This window comes from Kytococcus aerolatus (assembly GCF_900187395.1).
Lineage (GTDB): Bacteria > Actinomycetota > Actinomycetes > Actinomycetales > Dermatophilaceae > Kytococcus > Kytococcus aerolatus.
This window is the reverse complement of the sequence record NZ_FYEZ01000003.1, coordinates 36401-62220: the sequence shown is the minus strand read 5'-3', so window position 1 is coordinate 62220 and position 25820 is coordinate 36401. Positions and strand designations below refer to the sequence as shown.

The 25820-nt window shown below is 72.8% G+C and carries 26 protein-coding genes; 14 read left to right on the top strand and 12 right to left on the bottom strand.

Annotated features, from left to right (window positions below):
* The first annotated feature begins 98 nt into the window (after nt 1-98).
* From CFT82_RS09635 to mnhG, 6 genes are read left to right on the top strand one after another with little or no spacing between them, the layout of a single operon-like run.
* On the top strand, nt 99-2966 hold the full coding sequence (locus CFT82_RS09635; protein ID WP_088818926.1) for a Na+/H+ antiporter subunit A: 2868 nt from the start codon (nt 99-101) through the stop codon (nt 2964-2966).
* On the top strand, nt 2963-3394 hold the full coding sequence (locus tag CFT82_RS09630; protein ID WP_088818925.1) for a Na(+)/H(+) antiporter subunit C: 432 nt from the start codon (nt 2963-2965) through the stop codon (nt 3392-3394). Before CFT82_RS09635 ends, CFT82_RS09630 begins: the two co-directional genes overlap by 4 nt.
* The gene (locus CFT82_RS09625; RefSeq protein ID WP_088818924.1) at nt 3391-4956 is read left to right on the top strand and encodes a Na+/H+ antiporter subunit D; all 1566 of its coding nucleotides are present in this window, start codon (nt 3391-3393) and stop codon (nt 4954-4956) included. The genes CFT82_RS09630 and CFT82_RS09625 overlap by 4 nt, the downstream gene beginning before the upstream one ends.
* On the top strand, nt 4953-5585 hold the full coding sequence (locus CFT82_RS09620) for a Na+/H+ antiporter subunit E (RefSeq protein ID WP_088818923.1): 633 nt from the start codon (nt 4953-4955) through the stop codon (nt 5583-5585). The genes CFT82_RS09625 and CFT82_RS09620 overlap by 4 nt, the downstream gene beginning before the upstream one ends.
* Nucleotides 5582-5878 (top strand): monovalent cation/H+ antiporter complex subunit F, encoded by a 297-nt coding sequence (locus CFT82_RS09615; RefSeq protein ID WP_200815124.1) that lies wholly within the window; start codon nt 5582-5584, stop codon nt 5876-5878. The genes CFT82_RS09620 and CFT82_RS09615 overlap by 4 nt, the downstream gene beginning before the upstream one ends.
* Nucleotides 5875-6255, top strand: a complete 381-nt coding sequence (gene mnhG, locus CFT82_RS09610; RefSeq protein ID WP_088818922.1) for a monovalent cation/H(+) antiporter subunit G — start codon at nt 5875-5877, stop codon at nt 6253-6255. The genes CFT82_RS09615 and mnhG overlap by 4 nt, the downstream gene beginning before the upstream one ends.
* 20 nt (nt 6256-6275) lie before the next feature.
* Here the strand turns inward: mnhG and CFT82_RS09605 are convergent, their stop codons facing one another.
* The 4 genes from CFT82_RS09605 to CFT82_RS09590 form a co-directional block, all read right to left on the bottom strand.
* A complete protein-coding gene (locus tag CFT82_RS09605) occupies nt 6276-6698 on the bottom strand; it encodes a QcrA and Rieske domain-containing protein (protein WP_088818921.1) in 423 nt (140 codons plus the stop codon).
* 79 nt (nt 6699-6777) lie between these two features.
* On the bottom strand, nt 6778-7821 hold the full coding sequence (locus CFT82_RS09600; RefSeq protein ID WP_088818920.1) for a glutathione synthetase: 1044 nt from the start codon (nt 7819-7821) through the stop codon (nt 6778-6780).
* A complete protein-coding gene (locus CFT82_RS09595) occupies nt 7818-9008 on the bottom strand; it encodes a flavohemoglobin expression-modulating QEGLA motif protein (protein ID WP_088818919.1) in 1191 nt (396 codons plus the stop codon). The genes CFT82_RS09600 and CFT82_RS09595 overlap by 4 nt, the downstream gene beginning before the upstream one ends.
* Entirely contained in the window at nt 9005-9799 is a 795-nt protein-coding gene (locus CFT82_RS09590) for an N-formylglutamate amidohydrolase (protein WP_088818918.1), read from the bottom strand. Before CFT82_RS09590 ends, CFT82_RS09595 begins: the two co-directional genes overlap by 4 nt.
* 206 nt (nt 9800-10005) lie before the next feature.
* Here CFT82_RS09590 and CFT82_RS09585 point away from each other — a divergent pair, with 206 nt between their 5' ends.
* A complete protein-coding gene (locus CFT82_RS09585) occupies nt 10006-11496 on the top strand; it encodes a VWA domain-containing protein (protein ID WP_088818917.1) in 1491 nt (496 codons plus the stop codon).
* 79 nt (nt 11497-11575) lie between these two features.
* Here CFT82_RS09585 and CFT82_RS09580 read toward each other — a convergent pair whose 3' ends face one another.
* From CFT82_RS09580 to CFT82_RS09570, 3 genes are read right to left on the bottom strand one after another with little or no spacing between them, the layout of a single operon-like run.
* Entirely contained in the window at nt 11576-11947 is a 372-nt protein-coding gene (locus CFT82_RS09580; protein ID WP_088818916.1) for a metal-sensitive transcriptional regulator, read from the bottom strand.
* Entirely contained in the window at nt 11944-14259 is a 2316-nt protein-coding gene (locus CFT82_RS09575; protein ID WP_088818915.1) for a heavy metal translocating P-type ATPase, read from the bottom strand. The genes CFT82_RS09580 and CFT82_RS09575 overlap by 4 nt, the downstream gene beginning before the upstream one ends.
* Nucleotides 14256-14465 (bottom strand): heavy-metal-associated domain-containing protein, encoded by a 210-nt coding sequence (locus CFT82_RS09570; RefSeq protein ID WP_088818914.1) that lies wholly within the window; start codon nt 14463-14465, stop codon nt 14256-14258. The genes CFT82_RS09575 and CFT82_RS09570 overlap by 4 nt, the downstream gene beginning before the upstream one ends.
* Before the next feature lie 229 nt (nt 14466-14694).
* Between CFT82_RS09570 and CFT82_RS09565 the strand changes: the two genes are divergently transcribed.
* A complete protein-coding gene (locus CFT82_RS09565) occupies nt 14695-16155 on the top strand; it encodes a DUF6395 domain-containing protein (RefSeq protein WP_088818913.1) in 1461 nt (486 codons plus the stop codon).
* Between the two features lie 21 nt (nt 16156-16176).
* On the opposite strand, the gene CFT82_RS09560 is transcribed toward CFT82_RS09565, so the two are convergent.
* Entirely contained in the window at nt 16177-16515 is a 339-nt protein-coding gene (locus tag CFT82_RS09560; protein WP_088818912.1) for a hypothetical protein, read from the bottom strand.
* A 201-nt stretch (nt 16516-16716) separates the two neighbouring features.
* Here CFT82_RS09560 and dnaK point away from each other — a divergent pair, with 201 nt between their 5' ends.
* The 4 genes from dnaK (at nt 16717) to CFT82_RS09540 (ending at nt 20890) form a co-directional block, all read left to right on the top strand.
* Nucleotides 16717-18591, top strand: a complete 1875-nt coding sequence (gene dnaK, locus CFT82_RS09555; protein WP_088818911.1) for a molecular chaperone DnaK — start codon at nt 16717-16719, stop codon at nt 18589-18591.
* Between the two features lie 140 nt (nt 18592-18731).
* Nucleotides 18732-19343: a nucleotide exchange factor GrpE gene (gene grpE, locus CFT82_RS09550; RefSeq protein ID WP_088818910.1), complete on the top strand. Its 612-nt coding sequence runs from the start codon at nt 18732-18734 to the stop codon at nt 19341-19343.
* A 45-nt stretch (nt 19344-19388) separates the two neighbouring features.
* Entirely contained in the window at nt 19389-20450 is a 1062-nt protein-coding gene (locus tag CFT82_RS09545) for a DnaJ C-terminal domain-containing protein (protein WP_088818909.1), read from the top strand.
* Nucleotides 20447-20890 (top strand): heat shock protein transcriptional repressor HspR, encoded by a 444-nt coding sequence (locus CFT82_RS09540; protein ID WP_088818908.1) that lies wholly within the window; start codon nt 20447-20449, stop codon nt 20888-20890. The genes CFT82_RS09545 and CFT82_RS09540 overlap by 4 nt, the downstream gene beginning before the upstream one ends.
* A 7-nt stretch (nt 20891-20897) precedes the next feature.
* On the opposite strand, the gene CFT82_RS09535 is transcribed toward CFT82_RS09540, so the two are convergent.
* Both CFT82_RS09535 and CFT82_RS09530 read right to left on the bottom strand, forming a co-directional pair.
* A complete protein-coding gene (locus tag CFT82_RS09535; protein ID WP_143469600.1) occupies nt 20898-21785 on the bottom strand; it encodes an ABC transporter permease in 888 nt (295 codons plus the stop codon).
* Nucleotides 21782-22675, bottom strand: a complete 894-nt coding sequence (locus tag CFT82_RS09530; protein ID WP_088818906.1) for an ABC transporter ATP-binding protein — start codon at nt 22673-22675, stop codon at nt 21782-21784. Before CFT82_RS09530 ends, CFT82_RS09535 begins: the two co-directional genes overlap by 4 nt.
* A 163-nt stretch (nt 22676-22838) precedes the next feature.
* Between CFT82_RS09530 and CFT82_RS09525 the strand changes: the two genes are divergently transcribed.
* Both CFT82_RS09525 and CFT82_RS09520 read left to right on the top strand, forming a co-directional pair.
* Nucleotides 22839-24158 (top strand): sensor histidine kinase, encoded by a 1320-nt coding sequence (locus tag CFT82_RS09525; protein ID WP_088818905.1) that lies wholly within the window; start codon nt 22839-22841, stop codon nt 24156-24158.
* Nucleotides 24159-24205: 47 nt separating this feature from the next.
* The gene (locus tag CFT82_RS09520; RefSeq protein WP_200815133.1) at nt 24206-24826 is read left to right on the top strand and encodes a response regulator; all 621 of its coding nucleotides are present in this window, start codon (nt 24206-24208) and stop codon (nt 24824-24826) included.
* 120 nt (nt 24827-24946) lie between these two features.
* On the opposite strand, the gene CFT82_RS12370 is transcribed toward CFT82_RS09520, so the two are convergent.
* Nucleotides 24947-25153, bottom strand: a complete 207-nt coding sequence (locus CFT82_RS12370) for a cell wall-binding repeat-containing protein (protein WP_088819179.1) — start codon at nt 25151-25153, stop codon at nt 24947-24949.
* A complete protein-coding gene (locus CFT82_RS12230; protein WP_159461900.1) occupies nt 25087-25797 on the bottom strand; it encodes a S8 family serine peptidase in 711 nt (236 codons plus the stop codon). The genes CFT82_RS12370 and CFT82_RS12230 overlap by 67 nt, the downstream gene beginning before the upstream one ends.
* Between the last annotated feature and the right edge of the window lie 23 nt (nt 25798-25820).

Sequence of the window (25820 nt, the reverse complement as noted above, 5' to 3'; positions counted from 1 at the left end):
ACGGGGCCCCCTATCCTGTGATCCCGCACCACCGGGCCTCGAGCGCCGGCTCGGCCGAGTTGCGGGCCGCCGCCTGTTCGACGACCCGAGGGAGCCCGATGATCGCGCTGGTCACGCTGCATCTCGTGGCCGGAGCGATCGCGCCCCTCCTGGTCCGTCTCCTGGGCCCCCGGGCCTTCTGGCCTCTCGCCCTGGCCCCGGCCGCCACGGCCGGCTGGGCGCTGACCCGGACCCGCGCCGCGCTGTCCGCCACCCCACCCACCGAGGACGTCCGCTGGGTCCCCACCCTGCAGATGGACCTGTCCTTCCGGCTGGACGCGCTCGGCTGGTTGATGACGGTCGTCGTCGGCGTGGTGGGCACCCTGGTGCTGCTCTACTGCTCGGCCTACTTCCGCCGCGGGCACCCGGGGCTGGGTGCCTTCGCGGCCTCGCTCACGGTCTTCGCCGGGGCGATGGTCGGGCTGGTCCTCAGCGACGACGTGCTGATGCTCTACATCTTCTGGGAGATCACCACCGTCCTGTCCTACCTGCTCGTGGCGCACACCTATCGCGCCAAGGCCAGCCGGGTGGCGGCCAGCCAGGCGCTGATCGTCACGACCTTCGGCGGTCTGGCCATGCTCGTGGGCCTGCTGCTGCTGGCGCACGAGGTGGGCTCGACGCGCCTCTCGGACATCCTCGCCGCGTCGCCGAGCGGTCCGGTGACCACCGGCGGGGTGCTCCTCGTCCTCGTCGGGGCACTGAGCAAGTCGGCGATCGTCCCCTTCCACTTCTGGCTGCCCGGCGCGATGGCGGCCCCCACCCCGGTGAGCGCCTTCCTGCACTCCGCCGCCATGGTGAAGGCCGGTGTCTACCTCGTCGCCCGCCTGGCGCCGACCTTCGCCGAGCTCCCCGTCTGGCGCTGGACCGTCCTGGTCCTCGGTGGCACCACGATGCTGCTCGGCGCGTGGCGGGCCCTGCGCCAGTACGATCTCAAGCTCCTCCTGGCCTACGGGACGGTGAGCCAGCTCGGCTTCCTCGTGCTCGTGCTCGGTCTGGGGACGGCGGACGCTGCCCTGGCCGGGCTGACGCTGCTGCTCTCCCACGCCCTGTTCAAGTCCGCGCTCTTCATGGCGGTCGGCGTCATCGACCAGGCCACCGGCACCCGCGACGTGCGCCTCCTGCGCGGCCTGCGCCACTCCCTGCCCGTCACCTGGTGGACCTGCCTGCTGGCGCTGGCCTCCATGGCCGGGATCCCGCCCTTCCTCGGCTTCGTGGCCAAGGAGGCGGTCTACGGGGCGCTCTGGCACGGCGGACCCCACGGGGGCGACCCCCTGCAGTGGGCCGTGCTGGCCGTCGCGGTGCTCGGCTCGGCCCTGACCCTGGCCTACAGCGGCCGCTTCCTCGTGGTCGGCCTGGGCTCCCGGGACCCCGAGGTGGAGGTCGGCCAGCGCACGCCGGTCAAGCAGGTCCCGCCGCTGCTCGTGGCCGTGCCCGGTGCGCTGGCCCTCGCCGGGCTGGTGGCCGCACCCCTCGCCGGACGCCTCGAGCCGGCCCTGGCGGCCGCCGGAGGCACCTGGCCGGCCAGCCGGCACCCGGTCCACCTGGGGCTGTGGCACGGCCTGACGATGCCGCTCCTCCTCACCGTCCTGACCATCACGCTCGGTGCCCTGCTCGTCCTGGGGCGGCGAACGGTGACCGCCGTGCAGGTGGCGGCGCCGGACCTGCCCACCGCCCAGGATGTCTACCGGCGGATGATCCGCCAGATCGAAAGGGGGGCCACGGAGGTCACCGGCTTCCTGCAGCGTGGTTCGCTGGAGCTCAACCTCGCCCTCGTCTTCGGCATGCTCGTGCTGCTGCCCGGTGGCTCCCTGCTGGTCCACGCGGCCTGGCCGGAGCAGGTCCGGCCGTGGGACGTCCCCGCCCAGTTCCCGGTCGCCGTGGCCGTGGCCGTGGCCGCCGTGGCGGCCGCCCGGTCGCGGCGTCGTCTGCGCGGTGTCTTCCTGCTGGGTGTCACCGGGTACGGCGTGGCCCTGCTCTTCCTGCTGCACGGCGCACCCGACCTGGCCCTCACCCAGATCCTGGTGGAGACGGTCTCCATCGCGGTGTTCGTGCTCGTCCTGCGCCGCCTGCCGACCCGGTTCGTGGACGAGTCCACCCGGCACGACCGTCGCCTGCGGGCTGCGCTGGGGGTGCTGGTCGGCGCCACCGTCACCGGTCTGGGCATCGTCGCCTCCGGGGCGCGCGTGGCCCCTCCGGCGTCCGTCGGCATGGCGGAGAGCGCCTACGAGTTCGGGGGTGGGCACAACGTCGTCAACGTGATCCTCGTGGACATCCGCGCCTGGGACACGATGGGTGAGCTCTCCGTGGTGCTCGTGGCTGCCACCGGTGTGGCCAGCCTGGTCTTCCTGCACGCCGAGCGCACCAGCAGCAACGTCCAGCACATCCGGAGGGTGCTGGGGCAGCGGCGTCGGCACGCGCTGGCCGCCGAGGACTGGTCCCGCTGGATCCCCGCCCCGACCGCCATGCCGCAGCGTCGCCGCTCGCTGATGCTCGAGGTGGTGACCCGCCTGCTCTTCCACACGATCATGGTCTGGTCGGTCTACCTGCTCCTCGCCGGGCACAACGCGCCCGGCGGTGGCTTCGCCGCCGGCCTGGTGGCCGGCCTGGCGATCTTCGTCCGCTACCTGGCCGGGGGCCGCGAGGAGATGCAGGCCGCCCTGCCGGTGGTCCCCGGTGTGCTCCTCGGACTGGGCCTGTTCCTCTCGGCCGGCACCGGGCTGTTCTCCATGCTGGTCGGGGGCGAGGTCCTGCAGACCTGGGTCCACGACCTGCCGCTGGGACCCCTCGGTGAGGTGCACGTGGTCACCTCGGTCGTCTTCGACGTCGGCGTCTACCTGGTGGTGGTCGGTCTGCTGCTGGACATCCTCACCTCGCTGGGGGCCTCCCTGGACCGGGAGATCGACGTGGAGCGGGAGGCCCGCGCATGATCCCGAACCTGACCCTCTGCCTGGTGGCCGGCGTGCTGTCGGCCTGCGGCGTCTACCTCTTCCTCTCCCGGAGCCTGGTCCGCGTGCTCTTCGGCATGCTGCTCTTCGGCAACGGTGTGAACATCCTGTTCCTCGTCGCCGGCGGGCCGGCGGGGCGTCCCCCGATCAGCGGGGAGAACGACCCCTCGACCATGGCCGATCCGCTCCCGCAGGCGATGGTGCTCACCGCGATCGTCATCAGTCTGGCCATGAGCGCCTTCGTGCTGGCCCTGGCGCACCGCTCGTGGCAGATCTCCCGCAGCGACCTCGTGGAGGCCGACCCGGAGAACCTCCGCATCTCGCGCCGTTCCGTGGACAACGACTATCCCGACGAGGTCTTCAGCGAGGCCTCCACCGACACCGCGCACCCCGAGGAGGAGGGCCGATGAGCTTTACCGCCGCCCACCTCGTGCCGCTGCCGGTGGTGGTCCCGCTCATCGCGGCCGGGGCGACGCTGGTGGCCTCCCGCCGGACCACCCTGCAGCGCGTGTTCACCGTGAGCGCCCTGGCCACGACCGTCGTCGTGGCCGCCCTGCTCGTCGGGGTGAGCGACCGCCACGGCCCCCAGGTCGTCAACGTCGGTGGGTGGATGCCGCACGAGGGCATCGTGCTCGTGGCCGACCGGCTCGGTGCGCTCATGCTCCTGGTGAGCGCGATCGTCACCCTCGGGGTGGTGCTCTACTCGATCGGGGAGGGCCGCTCCTCCTTCGACGACGAGAGCGACGGCCAGTCCCCGCTGCCGGTCTTCCACCCCACCCTCCTGGTGCTCTCGGCCGGGGTGTCCACGACCTTCCTCTCCGGTGACCTCTTCCACCTCTACGTCGGCTTCGAGATGCTGCTGGCCGCCTCGTTCGTGCTGCTCACCCTCGGGGGCACCCGGCCCCGGGTGCGCGCCGGTGTCACCTACGTGGCGGTCAGCCTGCTCTCCTCGCTGGTCTTCCTCACCGGCATCGCCCTGGTCTACGCCGCGGCGGGCACCGTGAACCTCGCCCATCTGGGGGCCCGGATGCAGGAGATCGACCCCGGCACGCGGCTGACGATCGAGCTGGTGCTGCTGCTCGGCTTCGGGGTGAAGGCCGCGATCTTCCCGATGGCCGGCTGGCTGCCGGAGTCCTACCCGACCGCCCCGGCATCGGTGACGGCCGTCTTCGCGGGTCTGCTCACGAAGGTCGGTGTCTACGCGATCATCCGCACCGAGGTGCTGCTCTTCCCGGACGACCGCGTCAGCCCGATGCTGCTCGGGGCGGCCCTGCTCACGATGGTCACCGGCATCCTGGGCGCGCTGGTGCAGGACGACATCAAGCGGCTCCTGTCCTTCACGCTCGTGAGCCACATCGGCTACATGATCTTCGGCATCGCCGTCGGTGGGGTGCTGGGGCTCAGCGCGGCGATCTTCTACGTGGTCCACCACATCCTCATCCAGTCCGCGCTCTTCCTCGTGGCGGGCCTCATCGAGCGCCGGGGCGGCACGACCTCCTCGATGCGTCTGAACCGTCTCGCGGCGGGTTCGCCGCTCCTCGCGGCCCTGTTCTTCGTGCCCGCCCTCAACCTGGCGGGCGTGCCTCCCTTCTCGGGCTTCATCGGCAAGATCGGCCTCATGCGGGCCGGTGTCGCGGCCGGTGACTGGCTCTCGCTGCTCCTGGTCGCCGGGTCGGCGGTCACCTCGCTGCTCACCCTCTACGCCCTCACCCGGGTGTGGGCGCGGGCCTTCTGGCGCGGCCCCTTCGACGAGGGGGGCACCGAGCGCGAGGAGGAGGGCCCCTCGGACGAGTACGCCGCCGAGGCGATGACCCCGGGCGTGGTCGTGCCGACCGTGCTCATGGTGGTCGTCGGGCTGCTGATCACGGTGGTGGCCGGGCCGCTCTTCGCCTACACCGACCGGGCCGCCGCGGATCTCATCGGCCAGGAGACCTACGTGGACGCGGTCTTCCCCGAGGGGGTGCCGCGATGAGCCGACCGAGCCCCTGGGACACCGTCCGGAGCCGCGTGAGCGCGTGGTCCGTCGTCTGGTTGACCCTCGTGTGGATGCTCCTGTGGGGGTCCTTCGGGTGGGTGGACCTGGCCGCCGGGCTCCTCCTGGCGCTGGTGCTCGTCCTGGTCTTCCCGATGCCGCGCCTGCAGGTCGCGGTCACCCTCCGGCCGACCGCCCTGCTCCGCCTGCTGCTGCTCTTCCTGCGGGATCTCGTGGTCGCCAGCGCCCAGGTGCTGTGGATGGCCCTGTTCTCCCGCGAGCGCCACGGGGGGAGCCTCTTCGAGGTCCCGCTGCGCAGCACCGAGGAGCTCTTCGTGACGACCACGGCAGGGTTCACCACGCTGGTGCCGGGCAGCGTGGTGGTCGACATCGACCGGACCCGCAGCGTGCTCCTGCTCCATGCGCTGGACGTCTACACCGCCGAGGAGCAGGCGGACTTCCGGCAGAAGGTGCTGCGTCAGGAGGAGCGCATCCTGCGGGCCTTCGACCGGGACGCCGAGCGCACCCTGGCCTCCGGGCCGGGGGGTCCGCTGGACGACGACAGCATGCTGCAGTCCGAGGCCGTGGGGAGCACCCCCCTCGACACCGTGAAGGAGGAGACGCGATGAGCGTGGTGACCGTGGTGGTGTGGCTGGTCGGTGCCCTCCTGGCCCTGTCGGCCGGGGTGGTGGTCTACTGCATCGTGACCGGCCCCTCGGTGCTCGACCGGGTGGTGGCCCTCGAGGTGCTCGTGGGGATCGTGATCTGCGCGATCGGCGTGCAGGCAGCGGTCGCGCGGCAGACCACGGGCGTGCCGGTGCTGCTCTCGCTCTCCCTGGTGGGCTTCGTGGGCGCGGTGACCGTGGCCCGCTTCACCCGGGTGGAGGACACGACGACCACGACGATCGAGGTGCGGCGATGACCGGCGGGCAGCTGGCGGACCTGCTGGGCCTGGCCCTGCTGCTGGCCGGGGCGGTGCTGTGCCTGTCGGCGGCGGTGGGGCTGGTCCGCTTCCCGGACCTCTTCACCCGCATGCACGCCAGCAGCAAGCCGCAGGTGCTGGGCGTCGTCCTCGTGGTCCTCGGGATCGCCCTGCGGGTCCGGGAGCCTGCGGTCTGGGGCGGGCTGGCGCTGGTGGCGCTCTTCCACATGGTCACCGTGCCGGTGGCCGCCCAGATGATCGGTCGTGCCGCCCTGCGCACGGGGCACACGTGCGGCAGCAAGGAGGTCGCCCGGGACTGGGAGCGCCGGTCGGGCCTGGGCGACGAGGGGAGCGACGGGGGTCCGCACAGCGCCTGAGCGGGGCCGGAGGCCTCCCGTCAGCCGCCGACGGTGAGCTCCCCGTCGGCGTCCTTCACGCCCACCTCGGGCAGCGCGTCGCGGGCCGGGCCGGTCTGCACCGACCCGTCGGTCATGGAGAAGTAGCTGCCGTGGCAGTCGCAGACGATCTGCTCGGACTCCACCCGGGTGACCTTGCAGCCCTGGTGGGTGCAGGTCGAGCTGAACGCCTTGTAGGTGCCCTCCTCCGGCTGGGTCACCACGTACTCGCCCTCGATGAGGCCACCGCCGACCGGCACGTCGGCGGCCTGGACGGTGATCGGCGGGCCGCTCGGGGCCGCGGCGCCGTCGTCGCCCGCCCCGCAGGCGGAGAGGCCCGGGACGGCGAAGGCGGCAGCGGCCCCCGCGCCGGTCACGACCTGGCGGCGGGAGGGGTGGCAGGAGGCGGCGTTCTCGCAGGTCATGGCCCTAGCCTAGTGAGCGACGGTACGCGGGCGGCCAGGCACCCGGGGAGGTGCTGGGCCGCCCGCACCGTGCGCCCGCTCAGAGCGTGGCCACCGCCGTGTTCGGCAGCTGGCGGCCGTAGTGGCGGCGCATCGAGACCTTGTGCTCGAGGTTCTCGATGACGGCCGGGGCGAAGTCGACGCCGTACAGGGACTCGGCGGTGCCCAGGCCGCCGGGGCTGAACACGTTCACCTCCATGAGCTTGTCGCCCACGATGTCCAGACCCACCATGAACATCCCGTCGGCGATGAGCTTGGGGCGGACGGCGTCCACCATCTCCCGCATCGTGTCGGTGATCTCGACCTTCTCGGCCTTGCCGCCGGCGGACATGTTGGAGCGGATGTCGCTGCCCCCGCTGCGGCGGCGGAAGGCGGCCACCCGGCCGTCGACGGTGAGCGGCTGGCCGTTCACGACGAACATGCGGACGTCACCGTCCTTGGCCTCCGGCAGGAACTCCTGGGCCACCACGTAGCCGTCGCGGGAGACGGCCTCGATGATCTGGCTGAGGTTCGGCGACTCCTCCTCGTTGACGAGGAAGACGCCGGAGCCGCCGGAGCCCTGGAGGGGCTTGAGCACGGCCTTGCCGCCGAGCTCCTCGACGAACTCCTCGATGCGCTCCCCGTCGCGGGAGATGAGTGTCTTGGGGCGCACGGCCTCCGGGAAGTGCTGGAAGTAGGCCTTGGACAGGGCACGGCTCAGCGAGCGCGGGTCGTTCACCACGAGCACGCCCTGCATGGCGATGAGCTCACCGAAGGCGATGCCGGCGTTGTTCGCCCAGGCCCCGGTCTCGCCCTCGTCGGCCGGGTCGGCACGGAGCATGACGACGTCGAACTCGCTGACGGCGATGTGCTCGCGGCTCTCCGGCTTCTGGACGTCGGCGAGATAGCGCTCCAGCGAGCGGTAGCCCTTGTCCTTGCCGCTGCTGGCGGTGGCCGTCAGGGTGCCGTCCGGCTCGTAGCCGAAGTCCCCCATGCCGAGCAGGTGGGCCTCGTGGCCCATGTTGGTGGCCTGCATGGCCAGACGGACGGTCGTGTAGACGGCCCGCTCGGTGGCGATGTCGTTGACGACGAAGGCGATCTTCATGCGGACTCCTGGGTGAGGGTGGTCAGGTCGTTGGTGCGGGCGGCGTGCTCGATGCGCTCGGTCGCGCCGGGGTCGAGCAGCCAGTGGGAGGTCAGGCGGGGTGGCCGCAGCAGGCCGCGTTCGTCGAGCTCCCGGACGTGCGGCAGGTCGTGCAGGGCGAACTTGCCGAGGAAGAGCCGGTCCAGCCGGCCGCCCTCGCGCAGGTGGGCGAGGATGTCGAGCAGTCCCCGCAGGTACATGGCGTCCTTGGTGTGGCCCCCGGCGCGGTAGACGCGCATCGTCGTGGTGAAGGCCGGGCGCTCGGGCACGCCGATCTCCCGCATCGCGTCGAAGGACTCGCGGAAGCTGGCGCCGGAGAGCATCCGGTCCACGGTGAGCACGCGCAGCGCGAGCTGGCGCAGCCGGAAGGGGGTCAGTCCGCCGACGGCGATCTCGCCGAGCACGGCCAGCCCCTCCTGGGTCTCGTCGTAGCCGGCCAGACCCGTGCCGAGGGTCTTCAGCGGCTGGCCGACGCCGTTCACCTGGGTGACCAGGTGGGTGCCGACCTCGTGCATGATCAGCGGCCGCACACGGTTCTCCGGGATGCTGGCCCGGTCGCTGATGAGCAGGGTGTCGCCCTCGACGAGCACGCCGGAGACGTCGTCGCGGACCTCGGCGTGGATGCTCACGTCGGCGTCGATCTCGCGGTAGCGGTCGATCTCCTCCTGCGCGGCGGCCAGGAAGGTCGCGGCGTCGACCCGGCCGGACCTGCTCGAGCGGGCGTCCAGCCGGGCCACGAGCCCGTCGGCGGCGGAGCGCAGCTCGGGGTCGACGGCGCCGTAGAGCTCGGCCGACAGCTCCCGGAACTCGGTGCCGCCCCGGCTGGCCAGCATCTGCACCTGCAGGGCCAGCTCGCGGTGCTTGGCCCCCAGCAGGTGGTGCAGGGTCTCGTCCTGCAGGTCGTCCACCGGGATCTGGTCGATCTGCGCGGCCAGGACGGCCGGGTCGGTCTCCAGGTCGCGGTAGACGAAGGCCGGCTCGTCGGTGTCCCCGGCCAGGAAGCGCTCGCGCTCCTCGTCGGCGTTCACCGGGGTGATGCCGAGCAGGAAGCGCAGCGTCCCGGACAGCAGGGAGAGGGTGTGGTCGACCGCGAGGTCCGCAGGGGCCAGCGTCTGGGCGGCCTCCTGGGCGGTGGGTTCGGTGCTCACCGGTGGGTCACCTCCTGCAGGGCCGCCAGCACCGGCTCGTGGGTGGCGGTCAGCGCGCGCTGCAGCTGCTCGAGGTGCGCGTGGTCCGGGGTGTCGGTCCACTCGTCCATGAAGGTCTTCTTGAACTCCAGGGCGAGGCAGACGCCGGTCTCGGGGTAGCGCTCGTGGACGAACCAGGAGAGCGCGCGCCCCTCGAACTTCACGTTCTCGCGCACGTCGAGCTGGTGCCCACCCACCTCCTGGGCCGCCAGGGAGCGGGTGAAGGCGTCCACCACGCTGCGCCAGCGGGCGTCGACGGTGCCGGTGCCGAGGTTCACCTCGGGGTTCTCGTCGGCAGGGGCCGGCTCGGCGTCGGCGCCCTCGCGGCGGTGGTTGTAGGAGTGCACGTCGTAGACCACGAAGGGACCGCGGGCGGCGAGCCGGTCCAGCTGCTCGCCGAGCTCGGCGTAGAAGGCGTCGTACTGCGCCAGGCTCTCCTCGACGAGCTCGGGGGCCAGCTCGGTGTCGCGCCAGATCTCCAGGTCCCAGGCATCCTCGGGGCGGCGGTAGATCGCCGACTCGCGGGGCCGGTTGAGGTCCATCTCGAAGCGGGAACGGTGCACCAGCACCTGGGTGGGGGTGCCGGCGCCGATCACGTCGGTGTACGGGTCCTCCTCACGGCGCCGGACGTCCTCGGCGAGCACCATCGCCTCGGCCACCTGCGGGCGGAGGTCGTGGCCGCCGTGGATGGCGGTGGCGACCAGCTGCTCGGACCAGTCGCCGCGGAACTCGTGCGTGGGCCTGTCAGTCATGCCTCCCTGTCTACCCGGGTGGAGGGCGAGCGGCACGCCGGCAAGCCCCGAGATGGTGCTCCAGGAGGACTGTGTGCTGTGTTATTCCGCGGAATCCTGCGGTTCTGTGGGATCGGCCACGTGGCCTGTGGACAACTCGGGGCACCTGTGATCCGGATCTCCCTACGGTCGGCGGACAGCCACCGACCACTGCCCAGGGAGAACTCGTGAAGACCCAGCCCGCCCTCGTCCGGCCCGCCCCTGCCCAGCCCGTCGCCCCGTCCACCACCGGTGATGGTGGCCCGCGCCAGCGGGGGCGGAGGGTCCCCCGTCTCCTGGCGGTGCCGCTGGCCCTCGCCCTGGCCGGGTGCGCGGCCGAGGCCGGGCCCACGCAGGACACCGCTCCGTCGGCTCCGGTCAGCAGCACGCCGGGGTCCGGGGCGTCGCAGGACGGTGCGGCGGGCCCGGGGGCGGGCACCTCCGCCGCGTCCTCCGGCGGGGTGGCGCCCGGGCCCGCCGCACCGCAACCGGTGGAGACTCCGGCCGGCCTGGAGGCCGACCACCTCGTGGAGTCCACCTTCCTGCTCGCCTCGGGGGAGCGCTCCGGGAAGGATCTCGACGCCGAGCGGGCCGCGGCGGCGGTGGTGGCCGCGGAGCCCGGTCCGCGGGAGTGGGAGGACGCGGTGATGGCCCAGGTGCAGGGGGATCTCTCCGGACCCATGGTCGATCTCCTCGGTGCCGGGGAGGGCGTTGCGGCCCCCGAGGTGGGGGAGCTCGACCTGCCGCCGCTCCACGTGGCGGTGGTGCTCGACGCCAGCGGGTCCATGCGGGAGTCGGCCGGTGGGGGTCGGACCCGGATGGAGGCGGCCCGGCAGGCCCTCGACGGGTTCGCGGCCGGCCTGCCCCGGGACGCCACGCTGAGCGTCCGCACCTACGGGCAGGGCGGCGACGCCTCGCGCTCCGGCAGGGCCGACTCCTGCCGGTCCACCCAACGGGTGGCCGAGGGGAGGGCACGGCAGCTGGACCTCGCCGGCGAGCTCGCCAGGGTGGAGCCCACCGGGTGGACGCCGCTGGCCCGTGGCCTCGAGGCCGCGGGGAAGGACCTGCCCACCGCGGGGCGCTCGGTCGTCTACGTCGTCACCGACGGCCTGGAGACCTGCGGGGGCGACCCGGTGGCGGCGGCCACGGAGCTCTCGCGCGGCCCGGGGGGGCCGGACGTCCACGTCATCGGCTTCGGGCTCGCCGAGGGGGACTGGCAGCTGCTGGAGGACGTCGCCGAGGCGGGGCGCGGTGAGTACACCTCGGTGGGGACGGGGGACGAGCTGGCGAACCTGCTCGCCGACCAGCGCGAGCTGCTCGAGGAGCTGCGTTGGGAGGCCGGTGCGGACGCGGCTGCCGGGGTGGAGGGCCAGGTGGAGACCCTCACCGCCGGTGCGCGGGAGCTGGCCACCGACCTGCGCCGCGAGGTCGACGCCCAGGAGGAGCGCGCGCTCGCCGTGGTCGACGCCCTCGCCGCGGAGAGCGCTACCGACGCCGAGCTGCTGGACGGCCTGCGCAACGACCTGGCCCAGCGGCACGACCGGATGCGCCATGCCGTGGAGGACGCCGAGCGGCAGGCGGTGAACCGGGCCGAGGTGGACGGAATCATCGAGCGCCGGGCGGGGCGCGACGCGGCCCGGGAGGAGCGGGACGCGGCCAGCGAGGAGCTCGAGCGGTGAACGGATGCCGCCGGTGAAGCACCACCGCCCGCCCCGGGGTGGGGCGGGCGGTGCGTCGGGGCCGGGGTGCCGGCGGTGGTCAGGAGCGCACGAGGCGGTTGATGGCCGCGGTGGCCTCGGCGAGCTTGGCCGCGGCCTCCCCGTCGTTCCCGGATCGGGCGGCGTCCATGACGCAGTGCCGCAGGTGGTCCTCCACCAGTCCGGTGGCCACCGTCTGCAGGGCCCGGGTCAGGGCGGTCACCTGGGTGAGGATGTCGATGCAGTACTGCTCCTCGTCGATCATCCGGGTGATGCCGCGGGCCTGGCCCTCGATCCGCCGCATCCGCCGCAGGTAGGCGTCCTTGTCGCCCATGTAACCGTGGTGGGCGTGCTCGCATGCGTCGGCCGACCCCTCGCTCGGGCTCCCGGCCGGAGTCTCGGCGTCCACGGCCCGGCCGGTCCGCTCGCTCATCGGGTCACCTCCGGGTCGATGCTGCGGAAGCCCCGCAGGCGCAGGCTGTTGCCGACCACGAAGACGCTGGAGAAGGCCATCGCGGCGCCGGCCAGCATCGGGTTGAGCAGCCCCAGCGCGGCCAGCGGGATCGCGGCCACGTTGTAGGCGAAGGCCCAGAACAGGTTGCCCTTGATGGTGCTCAGCGTCCGGCGGGAGAGGCGGATGGCGTCCACCGCGCCCATCAGGTCGCCGCGCACCAGGGTGAGGTCGGCGGCCTCGATGGCCGCGTCGGTGCCGGTGCCCATCGCCAGGCCGAGATCGGCGGTGGCCAGGGCGGGTGCGTCGTTGACGCCGTCGCCGACCATCGCGACCGTGCGGCCCTCGTCCTGCAGCCGGCGGACGACGTCCACCTTGTCCTGCGGCAGGACCTCGGCGATCACCTCGTCGATGCCGACCTCGGCGGCGATGGTGCGGGCCGCGCCCTCGTTGTCCCCGGTGAGGAGCACCGGGCGCAGGCCCAGGGCCCGCAGCTCGGAGACGGCCCGGGCGCTGGAGGACTTCAGCGCGTCGGCCACCACGAGCAGCCCGCGGGCGGAACCGTCCCAGCCGACGCACACGACGGTCGCGCCCTCGGCCTCGGCGGTGGCCTTCGCCGTGGCGAGCCCGGTCGGCAGCGGGCCGGCCTCCTCGGCGATGAGCGCCTCCCGACCGACGACGACCTGCCGTCCCTCGACGGTCCCGCGCACACCGCGGCCCTCGAGGTTCGTGAACTCCTCCACGGCTGGCAGGGGACCGGCCTCGGTGGCGGCCTGTGCCACCGCCCGGGCGATCGGGTGCTCCGAGGCGGCCTCCAGGGCGCCGGCGACGCGGAGGAGCTCGGCGGCGTCGGTGCCGGGGGTCGGCACGGTGCCGGTGAGCGTCATCGTGCCGGTGGTCACGGTGCCGGTCTTGTCCAGCACGATCGTGTCCGCCTGGCGGGTCGACTCGAGCACCTCGGGGCCCTTGATGAGCACGCCCATCTGCGCGCCGCGCCCGGTGCCCACGAGCAGGGCCGTCGGGGTGGCCAGACCGAGCGCGCACGGGCAGGCGATGACCAGGACCGCCACGGCGGCGGTGAAGGCCATGTTCGCCGAGTGCCCGGTGGCCAGCCAGGCGACGAGCGTGCCGGCGGCGATGACCAGCACGATCGGCACGAAGACGCCCGAGATCCGGTCGGCGAGCCGCTGCACGGCGGCCTTGCCGGACTGCGCCTCCTCGACCATCCGGGCCATCCGCGCCAGCTGGGTGTCGGCGCCGACCCGGGTGGCCCGCACGACGAGCCGCCCGGAGGTGTTCACCGTCGCGCCGGTCACCGTGTCACCCGGGGTGACGTCGACCGGGACGGGCTCGCCGGTGAGCATCGAGGCGTCGACGGCGGAGCGTCCGGAGACGACCTGGCCGTCGGTGGCGATGGTCTGCCCGGGGCGCACGACGAACTCGTCGCCCACGGCCAGCTCCCCGACCGGGAGCTGCACCTCGGCGCCGTCGCGCAGGATGGTCACCTCCCGAGCGCCCATCTCCAGCAGGGCGCGCAGGGCGGCCCCGGCCTGGCGCTTGGCGCGCTTCTCGAAGTACCGGCCGGCGAGGATGAACAGGGTCACTCCGGCGGCGGTCTCGAGGTAGATGTTCCCGGCGCCGTCGGAGCGGCTGATCGAGAGGTCGAAGGGGTGCTTCATGCCAGGCATGCCGGCGTGTCCCCAGAACAGGGCGTAGAGCGACCACGCGAAGGCCGCGATGGTGCCCATCGAGACCAGCGTGTCCATCGTGGCGCTGCCGTGGCGCAGGTTCGTCCAGGCCGCCTTGTGGAAGGGCCAGCCGCCCCACACCACGACCGGGGCGGCGAGGGTGAGGGAGAGCCACTGCCAGTGGGTGAACTGCAGCGGCGGCACCATCGCCATGAGGATCACCGGGATGGTGAGGACCGCGCTGACGAGCAGCCGCTGACGTAGGGCCGCGGTCTCGGGGTCGAGCGCGTCGGGCTCCGTGTCCTCCGCCGTGGCGGCTCCGTCCCGCCCGGTACCGGGCTCCGGCTCCGGGGTGGGGAGCGTCGCGCCGTAGCCGGCCTTCTCGACGGTCTCCAGGAGGGTGGCGGGGTCGAGCTCCGGCGGGGCCTCGACGGAGGCCTGCTCGGTGGCGTAGTTCACCGAGGCGGTGACCCCGTCGAGCTTGTTGAGCTTCCGCTCGATCCGGTTCGCGCACGAGGCGCAGGTCATGCCCGTGATGTCGAGCTGGACCGCCTGCGTGGCCGAGGGAGCGGTGGGGGTGTCGGGCTGCGTGGTGCCGGCCGTCATGCGCGGGAGGCGGTGTAGCCCGCCTCGTCCACGGCGGCGAGCACGGCGGCGTCGTCGAGCGGACCCTCGGAGGTGACGGTCAGGCGGCCGGTCTCGTGGCTCACGGCGACCTCGGTGACGCCGTCGACCTCGGAGACCTCCTCGCGGACGGACATCTCGCAGTGGCCGCAGGTCATGCCGGTGACGGTGTACTCGGTGGTGGTCATGGTGACTCCTCGGGATGGTTCGTCGCGTTCTCGTGGCGCCCGCACTCGCGGGTGGCATCCCGGTCAACAGGGATACCCCCTCAGGGTATTCCTTCGAGGTGTTCCGGGGAAGGGGGCGGCTTCGAGGAGGGAGAGGCCGGGGCGTGGTGCGGCTGCGGGAGGGCCGGCGCCCGGCGGCTGCCGTACCGTGGCGCGAAGCAGTCGAGGACCTACAGCTGAGGAGCAGGGGATGCGCGTCGAGGCCAGCCACGAGGGCGACCGGTTGACCCTGCGGTTCACCCCGCAGGGCGAGGAGCCCCGGCAGGCCGGCGCGAGCATGGCCCGGTCCGAGACCGTCCTCGAGCCGGTGCCGGAGTCGCCCCTCCACCCGGACGTCGTCGCCCTGGTGGCCCTGCTGTGCGTCAGGCCGTGGCTCGACGGGCAGCTGGAGATGGACCGGCCCGTCTCCCAGGTGTTCGCCGCGTCGGTGCTCGCCGGTGAGGGCGTCGAGCTGGGGCCGGTGGACCCGGCGGTCGAGCCCCGCACCCGCACCGAGGGTGGTCCGGTCGCGCTGGCGTACAGCGGCGGCGTGGACTGCACCGCCGCGCTGGAGGTGCTGGGGGAGGGCACCCGGTGCTACTACCAGCAGCGGCACCGCTTCGACGGCCAGCCCCTCGAAGGGCCCTTCGACACCTCGGCCGCCGTGGCGGCGGTGAAGCACATCCAGCAGCTGGGTGTACAGGCCCGCACCGTCCGGACGGACCTGGAGCTCCTCCGGGAGCCGGTGGGCTTCCCCCACGACCTGGTGAACATCGCGCCGGCCCTGCTGTGGGCGGACGCCGACGGCACCTCGGCCGTGTGCTGGGGGACCGTCCTGACCTCCGCCACCCTGCTGGGGGCCACGGCCTACCGCCCCTACGAGGAGAGCGCCTTCGTGGCCGGCTTCGGTCCGGCCTTCCAGGCCGTGGGCATGCCGGTGGCCAATGTCATCGCCGGGGTCTCCGAGATGGGCACCCACCTCATCGCCGAGCGCTCCCGGTACGGGGCGGTGGCCTCCTCCTGCCAGCGGGGCCGGCCGGGGCAGCCGTGCATGGAGTGCTGGAAGTGCGGCCGCAAGACGCTCTCGGTCTGGGGTCTGGCCGACCAGTGGCCCGAGGGGCCTGTGCTCGACCGCTTCCTGCAGCAGCGGGCGATCGCCTGGAACCTGCGGCGTCGCCCGATCCGGGTCGAGCTCGCCCTGGCCTGGGCCGCGGGAGCCTATGCCCGCTCCACGACGGCCGACGGTCGGTCGCGGGTCATGCAGGCCCTGCACGAGCTGACGAAGGGCGTGGACGCCTCCCCGCTCACCAAGGTGTTCCTGCCCGCGGTGGACCCGATGCCCGCCCGACTGCGGGAGCCGGCCGTTGCCGCGCTGCGGCGCCACCTGGAGGTGATGTCGCCCGCGGAGGAGCAGTGGGTGCGGGACTGGACGATCGAGCAGCACGGCGGGGAGCCGGAGCGCAAGAAGGCGCGCTCCGCGCTCGCCGCGGCGCTCGACCCGGAGCGGAACCCGACGGGTCTGGACGACTTCGACCCGCAGTCCCTCGCCCCCAGCCAGGACCTGGCGTTCACGGTGGGGGAGCCGTCGGTCGGCCCCGCGGCGTCCGGGGCGCGGCGTCCGCGCCTCCTCGCGTGGCCGCGGCGGGCGCGGGAGCGTCGCGCCGGGTGCTGAGGCCAGGCGCCACGGCCTGATTCAGGAGCAGGTGTCGAGCGGCCCGGTGGCGCCCACGCGCTCGACGAAGGTCTCCTCGTGGCCGGCGTCGTCGCGGAAGACGGCGGTGTCGTCCTCCACGGTGATGTACCCCTCGTGGTAGGGGTTGTCCCAGCCGTCGGGCGGATTCCCCTGGCCGTCGTCCAGGCGGCCTCCCTCGCGGACGTACCGGGTGCCGTCGTGCTTCAGCTCGTGGATGCCGCAGTGCGTGTAGAGGCTGAACGGCGTGCCCTCGGGGGTGTCGTCCGTCGCGGTGCCGCACCCGGTGGAGAGGAGCAGGCCGACGGTGGCGGTGGCCAGGAGATGGGTGGGTCGGTTCATGGGCTGCGTCTCCGTCGTCTGGGGTTCGTCACACGGAGGCGACTGTGGCACAGGTCACATGAAGCGGGCGGAATGATCCGCCATCGCTCGAGGTTGAGCCAAGCAGACGCAACTTTGCAGAGCCGCGCTTTGACAACGGGTCGGGCCGCCTCGCAGGGTTGAGCCCGAACGCATCAACCACGACGCACAGGAGGTTCCTCAATGGGACGCGCTATCGGTATCGACCTGGGTACCACCAACTCCGCCATGGCCATCCTCGACGGTGGTGAGCCGGAGATCATCGCCAACGCCGAGGGCGGTCGCACCACCCCGTCCGTCGTCGGTTTCGCCAAGAACGGCGAGATCCTCGTCGGCGAGGTCGCCAAGCGGCAGGCCGTGAACAACGCCGACCGCACCATCCGTTCCGTCAAGCGCCACATGGGCACCGACTGGACCGAGGAGATCGACGGCAAGAAGTACACCGCGCAGGAGATCAGCGCGCGCACGCTCATGAAGCTGAAGCGCGACGCCGAGGCCTACCTGGGCGAGGACGTCACCGACGCCGTCATCACCGTGCCGGCCTACTTTGACGACGCCGAGCGCCAGGCCACCAAGGAGGCCGGCGAGATCGCTGGCCTCAACGTCCTGCGCATCATCAACGAGCCCACCGCGGCGGCCTTGGCCTACGGCCTGGACAAGGGCAAGGAGGACGAGCTCATCCTCGTCTTCGACCTCGGTGGCGGAACCTTCGACGTCTCCCTGCTCGAGGTCGGCAAGGACCCCGAGGACGGCTTCTCCACCATCCAGGTGCGCGCCACCTCCGGTGACAACAAGCTGGGCGGTGACGACTGGGACGAGGCGATCATCCAGCACCTCCTCACCAGCGTGAAGAACTCCACCGGCATGGACCTGTCCAACGACAAGATCGCCATGCAGCGCCTCCGCGACGCCGCCGAGCAGGCCAAGAAGGAGCTCTCCAGCTCCACCAGCACCTCCATCAACCTGCAGTACCTCTCCATGGGGGAGAACGGCCCGATCCACCTCGACGAGTCGCTCACCCGCACCCAGTTCGAGCAGATGACCGACTCCCTGCTGGAGCGCACCAAGACGCCCTTCGAGGCCGTCATCAAGGACGCCGGCGTGAAGGTCGAGGACATCGACCACATCGTCCTCGTCGGTGGCTCCACCCGCATGCCCGCCGTCACCGAGGCCGTCAAGAAGATCACCGGCAAGGAGCCCAACAAGGGCGTCAACCCGGACGAGGTCGTGGCCGTCGGCGCCGCCATCCAGGCCGGCGTGCTCAAGGGTGACCGCAAGGACGTCCTGCTCATCGACGTCACCCCGCTGTCCCTCGGCATCGAGACCAAGGGCGGCCTGATGACCAAGCTCATCGAGCGCAACACGGCCATCCCGACCAAGCGCTCGGAGGTCTTCACCACCGCCGAGGACAACCAGCCGGCCGTCGGCATCCAGGTCTTCCAGGGTGAGCGCGAGATCGCGCAGCAGAACAAGCCGCTGGGCAACTTCGAGCTCACCGGCATCGCCCCGGCCCCCCGTGGCGTGCCGCAGATCGAGGTCACCTTCGACATCGACGCCAACGGCATCGTCCACGTCTCCGCCAAGGACCGTGGCACCGGCCAGGAGCAGTCGATGACCATCTCCGGTGGTTCGGCCCTGGACAAGGACGAGATCGACCGCATGATCAAGGACGCCGAGGCCCACGCGGCCGAGGACGCCAAGCGTCGTGAGGCCGCCGAGGCCCGCAACCAGGCCGAGCAGGTCGTCTACTCCACCGAGAAGTTCATCGCCGACAACGGCGACAAGCTCCCGGAGGCCGAGAAGACCGAGGTCGAGTCCAAGCTGGCCGAGCTCAAGGAGCTCGTGGCGAAGGAGGACGCCGAGGTCGAGGCTCTCAAGGAGAAGACGAACGCCGTCTCCGAGGCCAGCCAGAAGATGGGTGCGGCCATGTACGCCGCCCAGGGTGACGCCGCCCAGGGCGCGGAGGCCGGTGCCGACGCCGCCGGTGAGCAGGCCCAGGACGAGGACGTCGTCGACGCCGAGGTCGTCGAGGACGACGAGGCCAACGACTCCAAGTGAGTCCCACCGGGTGGCCGCCGGTCTCCCCGGCGGCCACCCGGACGCCCCGTGCGCGGGGCACGTGGTTGATGCCGTGAGCGCGTGGGGCGGGGCAGCACGCCCCGCCCCACGCCCACACCCGGAACCCAGGAGGTGGCCCGATGGCCGACGAGACGACGCAGGACCCGACCCAGCAGACCGACGAGACGGCACAGCAGGCCCGACCGGAGGACCAGGACGCGCCCCGTGCGGCCGAGGCCCAGCCGGACGCCCCGGAGGGTGAGCCGGCCGAGGAAGCCGACGACTCCACCGGCGAGCCGGCCGCCGAGGGTGCCGAGCACCCGGACACGATCCTCGCCGCCGAGCGGCTCGCCGACCTGCAGCGCGCCCAGGCCGACCTCGTGAACTACCGCAACCGCATGGAGCGGCTGCGCGCCCAGGACAAGGACAACACCATCGCCGGCGTGGTCGAGGCGCTCATCCCGGTGCTCGACGACATCCACATGGCCCGCCAGGCCGGTGACCTGGAGGGCGGCCCCTTCGCCGCCATCGCCACCAAGCTCGAGGGCGTGCTGGAGCGCTACGGCGTCGAGTCCATCGGCGAGGTCGGCGAGACCTTCGACCCCAACCACCACGAGGCCCTCCTGCACACCGAGGGCGACCTGCCGGAGGGGGCGACCGAGACCACCGTGGTCCAGGTGCTCCAGCCCGGATTCCGCGTGAACAAGCGCATCGTGCGCGCCGCACGCGTTGCCGTGGCCGACCCCAGCTGAGGGGCGACCACGAGACCCTGACCCCAGATCTCGCAAGGAGGCGACATGGCGAGCCAGGACTGGTTCGAGAAGGACTTCTACAAGACCCTGGGCGTCTCGCCGGATGCCGACGACGCCGAGATCAAGAAGGCCTACCGCAAGCTGGCCCGGGAGAACCACCCCGACCAGCACCCCGGTGACGAGGCCGCCGAGCAGCGGTTCAAGGAGATCGGCGAGGCCTACCAGGTGCTCTCCGACGCCGAGGACCGTCAGCAGTACGACGCGATCCGGCAGATGGCCGCCGGTGGGCCCCGCTTCACCGCCGGTGGCGGCGGTGGGGCCGGGGCCGGGGGCTTCGAGGACGTCTTCGGCTCCATGTTCGGCGGCGGGAGTGGCCAGCGGGTGCGCTACTCCACGGGCGGGCCCGGCGGGATGGGTGGCCAACAGGTGGGCGCCGAGGACCTCGAGGACATCCTGCGGATGTTCGACGGTGGCGGCGGTGCCGGCTTCGCCGGGGGGTCGCAGTTCACCGGTCAGGGCCCCTTCGGGGGCGGGCCCCGTCACGCCGCCCCGCAGAAGGGGCAGGACGCCGAAGCGAGCATCACCGTCGACCTCCACCAGGCCTTCGAGGGCAGCAGGGCCACGGTGCGGGACGCCCACGGTGCCGAGACCACCATCCGCGTCCCGGCGGGGGTGAAGGACGGGCAGAGGATCCGCCTGCGCGGCAAGGGGCACCCGAGCCCGAACGGCGGCCAGCCCGGTGACCTCATGATCACCGTGCACGTGCGTCCCCATCCGGTGTTCACCCGGGAGGGCGACGATCTCGTGGTCGAGCTGCCGGTCCGTTTCACCGAGGCCGTGCTCGGCGCCGCCGTCGAGGTGCCCACTCCTACCGGGGAGACGGTCCGGGTCAAGGTCGCTCCGGGCACGCCCTCCGGCCGGCGCCTGCGCATCCGCGGGCGCGGCATGCCCGGGAAGAAGGGCGCCGGCGATCTCCTGGCCGAGGTGCAGGTGGCCGTGCCGACGGATCTCACCGACGCCCAGCGGAAGGCCGTCGAGGCCCTGCGGGCCGCCGAGCCCGGTGACGACCCGCGCGCCGATCTCATCGAGCGCTCCCGCCGGTCATGAGCGACACGCGGCCGGTGTACGTGATCTCCGTGGCGGCGGAGCTCACCGGCATGCACGCGCAGACGCTCCGCCAGTACGACCGCCTCGGGCTCGTGACGCCCTCGCGGGCCCGCGGCGGCGGGCGGCGCTACTCGGAGGCCGATGTCGAGCAGCTCCGCGAGGTGCAGCGCCTCTCCCACGAGGAGGGCATCTCGCTGGCCGGTATCCGCCGGATCATGGAGCTGCAGCGCGCCACGTCCCGGCTGGAGGACCGCCTGGAGGAGCTCACCGAGGAGGTCGAGCGGCTCCGCCAGCAGGCCGCCGTGCGGGACCGGGTCTTCGCCGCCGGGCGGGAGGGCGCCGCCGAGATGGTGGCCCACGGGCGCCGACCCAGCCGGCGGGTCACCGCCGGGGAGCTGGTCCTCTGGCGCCCTGCCCGCCACCCCGCCCGCCGCGATTGAGCGGGGCTCAGCCGATCTCCTTGCGGCTCACCCGGATCAGCCCGACCACCAGGGGCAGCACCAGCCAGATCCCCAGGTTCGAGGCCAGGTGCAGCCAGTCCTGCCGCGTCAGCCACTCTCCTCCGGCCAGCTCGACGGCGAAGACGTCCATGTCGAACCACGGGGCGTGCTCCCGCAGGAAGGGCACGAAGGTCAGGGCGATCGGCAGGATCGACGGGATGAGGAAGAAGGCCACCACCGCGGCAGGGGTGTTGAGGAAGAGGGCGCCGAAGGCGACGCCCAGCAGCACGTTGGCCGTCTGCAGGAGGGTGAGGTTGACCAGTCGGGCCGCGCCCAGGTCCACCGAGACCGGGGTGTCGGCCAGGCCCGCCGAGAGGACGTGCGCCCCGGCCGAGACCGCGATGGTGAGCGCCAGCACGCCGAGACCGATGAGGACGGCTGCGACGGACTTGGCGGCCATCACCCGCAGCCGGCGCGGCTCCTGGGTGAAGGTCACCAGCGCCGTGCGCTGACTCCACTCGCTGCACGCGGTGAGGATGCCCAGCACGGGCAGGAGCACCCCCTGCGGCACGGCCACCGCGCCCAGCAGGGCGCCGAAACCGGCGCCCTGCTCCCGGGAGAACCACAGGACGAGCCCGAGGGACAGGGCCGAGAGCAGGGCGATCGCCACCAGGAGTCCCTGGCCGGCCCGGGTGTCCAGAGCCTTGCGGAGCTCCACCCGGACCAGACGGGTGAAGGAGACGGGCCGGGGCGCGAAGCGGTCCTTCGGCGCGGTGGTTGCGTCGGCGGGCGCGGCGACGGGCTGCGGGGTGGACGGGGCGGTGGCGCTGGGCATGGCTTCCTTTGCGGGGTCGTGTGTGGTCAGCGGGGTGGTCTGGACGGACGGGGTGTTCATGCGCTGTGCTCCCGGGCGTCGTCGGCCGTCAGGGAGAGGAAGAGCTCCTCCAGGCGTTGGTCGCCGGGGCGCACCTCGGTGAGCGGCAGCTGCTCGGCCAGCGCCAGGCGGGCCAGCGGCTCGGGCCCGGCCTCCACCAGGAAGCCACCGGTGGGGTGGGCCTCCGCGGGGAGCCCGGCGCGGGCGAGGGCTTGGCCGAGGCGGGCCCGTTCGGGGGAGTCCACCAAGGTGCTGCTGCTGCGCAGGAGCTCCTCCTTCGTCCCCCGGGCCACGATCCGGCCCCGGCCGATCACCACGAGGTCGTCGGCCACCTGCTCCACCTCGTGGAGGAGGTGCGAGCTGAGCAGGACGGTGCCGCCCTCGTCGGCGAACTCCTGGAGCAGGCTGCGCATCCATCGGATGCCCGCGGGGTCGAGGCCGTTGGCCGGCTCATCGAGGACGAGGACCTCCGGGTCACCCACCAGGGCGCCGGCCAGTCCGAGCCGCTGCCGCATGCCCAGCGAGTACCTGCCCACTCGGCGGTCCGCCTCGGCCGGGGTCAGCGCGACCCGCTCCAGGGCGCGGTCCACCTCGGCCCGGCCGACGCCGGCCATCATCGCGGCCAGCGTGAGGACCTCCCGCCCGGTGCGGCCGGCGTGCTGGGCGCTGGCGTCGAGCATCGTGCCCACCTGGGCTGCCGGGTTGGTGAGATCCACGTAGCGGCGGCCCAGCACGGTGGCGGTGCCGGAGGTGGGCGGGGTGAGACCCACGAGCATCCGCATCGCGGTGGACTTGCCCGCCCCGTTGGGGCCGAGAAAGCCCGTGATGCGCCCCGGCTCGGCGGTGAGGCTGATGCCGTCGACGGCGGTGAAGCGCCCGTAGCGCTTGGTGAGATTCTCGATCTGGATCATGGCCGCAGCGTGTCGAGGGCTGCGGGGTCGACACATCGGCCAGAGGCATCGAGCGCGCGGTCCGTCGGTCGGCGGCCGGAGGAGTGCACCCTGACCAAAGGAGGGGGTGACCCCCTGCCGACGACGCTGTCGCCGCCGGTGCGTGCCCCATACGCTGCGGCGCATGAGCGCCACCGCCGGCCCCGATCCTGCCGCCACTCCCGCTCCCTGGCCACTGCCGTGGCTGGGGCACGCCTGGCGGCTCGTCGTGGTCTGGGTGCTCGGCGCGATCCTGTGGCTGTCCACCTTCGGCACGAGCCCTGCCGCCCATCCGGACCACCTGGCCGGTGACACCCCGCTCGGGATCGTCGACGGGCTCCTGGCCGTCGACCTGCTGCTCGGCCAGGTGGCCGTGGTGCTGGCGGGGTGGCGTCGTCGGAGGCCGGTCGTCATCGCCTTGCTGACGGCCGCCCTCACGAGCCTCTCGGTGTTCGCCTCACCGGCGGCGCTGCTGTGCCTGGTCTCCCTGGCCGCGCACCGCCGGTGGCGCCCGGTGCTGGGCGTGGGCGTCAGCAGCCTGCTGACGGTGACCCTCTACGAGGCACTCGTGGCACCGGTGCTCTCCCCGGACGCCAGCCGCGGGATCTGGCTCCTGGTCGTGGTGGTGACGTCCGGGCTGATGCTGGCGGTGGCGGCCCTGTGGGGGTGGAACCTCGGCGGACGGCGCCAGCTCACCGAGTCCTGGCGGATCCAGGCCGAGACGGCCCGGCGCGAGCAGGGCGCCCGCACCGCCCAGGCCCGGCTGGCCGAGCGCACCCGCATCGCCCGCGAGATGCACGATGTTCTGGCCCACCGCATCTCGGTGATGACCATGCACGCCGGGGCCCTGTCCTACCGGGAGGACCTCAGCCCGCAGGAGGTGCGCGAGGCGGCCGAGACGATCCGCCGCAACGGCCACACCGCCCTGGAGGAGCTCCGGGCCACGTTGGGTGTGCTGCGCGCGGAGGACATCACCGAGGGGCCCCGGGAGGCACCCCAGCCGGACCTGCTGGCCCTGCCGGACCTGGTGGCCGAGACCGAGCGAGCCGGCACCCCGGTCCGCCTCCGCGTGCCCGAGGACTTCTGGCCCCGGGCGGTGGGCCTGCCCGCCCGCACCGGCCGCCACGCCTACCGGGTGGTGCAGGAGGCGCTCACCAACGCGCGCAAGCACGCTCCCGGCGCAGTGGTCGACGTGGTGGTGGACGGGGATGAGGCACGTGGCCTGACGCTCCGCATCGCCAACCCGCGGGTCCCGGGTGCCCCCCGGGGTGACGGCTCGGGCTTCGGGCTGGCGGGGATGGGCGAGCGGGTCGACCTCGCGGGCGGCCGGCTGGCGGTGCGCGACGCCGGTGCAGACTTCGTGGTGGACGCCTGGCTGCCGTGGGGCAGGGTCGAGGCGGACGAGCAGGACCGACCCAGCACGGACGGCCGCCCGACCGCAGGGCACGAGGAGGAGGAACGGTGACCGACGGTGAGCGCCCCCTGCGCGTGGTCCTGGTCGACGACGACCCGATGGTGCGCACCGGGCTGCGGCTGCTGCTGGGTGGTGCCTCCGGCCTCGAGGTGGTGGGGGAGGGCGCGGACGGCCTCGACGTCGTGGAGCTCGTCCACCGGCACCACCCGGACGTGGTCCTCATGGACATCCGGATGCCGCAGCGCGACGGCATCACCGCCACCCGTGACCTCCTGGCCCGGTGGCCCGAGCTGGTCGTCCTGGTGCTCACGACCTTCGACGCCGACGACCTGGTGGTGGAGGCGCTCCGGGCGGGGGCGCGTGGCTTCCTGCTCAAGGACACCCCGCCGGAGCAGCTCGTCTCCGCGGTGCGTGACGTGGCCTCGGGCGTGCACGCCCTCTCCCCGGCGGTGACCGCGCTCCTGGTGAGCCAGGTGGCGGCCTGCTCACCCCACGACGCCCGGGTGCAGGCGGCGCAGAGCGCCCTCGCCGCACTGACTCCCCGCGAGCGTGACGTGGCCGATGCGGTTGCCGACGGTCTCTCGAACGCCGAGATCGCGCATCGCCTGTTCCTTTCGGTGCCCACGGTCAAGGCGCATGTCTCCCGGGTCATGGCCAAGCTCGGGGCGGAGAATCGCGTGCAGGTGGCGATCCGCGTCCACGATGCGGGGAGCCGGTAGGGCCGGACCCGGACCCCCTGCCGAGGAAGGGGTGATGGCCCCTCCCCGGATGGGTGGGGCCATCACGGGTGGCCGAGCGCTCGGGATGGGCAGGGCACTACCCATCCCGAGCGGGGTGGTTCAGGCGATGCCGAGGATGTTCTTGAGGGTTTCCTCGACACCGGCCGAGATGGCGGCGGTGCCACCGATGATGACGTTCTTGTCGGTGGGGTTGGCCGTGACGTACTCGTTGACGACGGACGGCAGCTTGTTGTCGCGGGTCAGGAGCAGGGGGCTGTCCTGGGCCGCGGCGGCGGCGCCGCCGGTGAGGGCGTCGGGGTAGTCCAGGCCGGTGGCGAAGAAGCCTGGTCGGGCTGGGTGAGCAGGACCGGGACGTCCTGGGCGGCGGTGCCGCCGGTGACGGCGTCGGCGAAGCCCTGGCCGGAGGCGATGTAGACGGTGTCGGCCTGGCCGGACTTCACGGCGGTCTCGGCGGCGGTGCCGTACCGGTCAGCACCCCACCAACGCTCCAGCCCCGGCTCCGGGGTGGGCTCGGGCTCCGGCTCCTCGATGAGGTTCTCGATGTTCAGCAGCAGGTTCGGGGAACCGTTCAGACCGCTCAGCTTGTCCACCGCGGCGGCGTCCAGGAGGGCCTGGTAGACCTCGTCCGGAGCTGCGTCCGGGTGCTGCTCGAGGTACAGGGCGGCGGCTCCGGTCACGTGCGGCGTGGACATGGAGGTGCCATCCATGAGCAGCAGGCTGGAGTCGTCGGCGTTGGAGGCGGAGTTGATCCCGGTGCCCGGCGCCATGATGTCCACGCAGGACCCGAAGTTCGAGTAGTCGGCCTGAACGTCGACCTCGCCGGCGTAGCTGCCGGTCGCGCCCACCGTGATCCCGCCCGGGGAGTTGCCGGGCATGAACCCGCAGGCGTCCTCTGCGTCGTTGCCAGCGGCCTTCGTGACCGTGATGCCCGCCTGCTCGAGACGCGCCACCCCTCGTCGGTGGTGGGGGACTG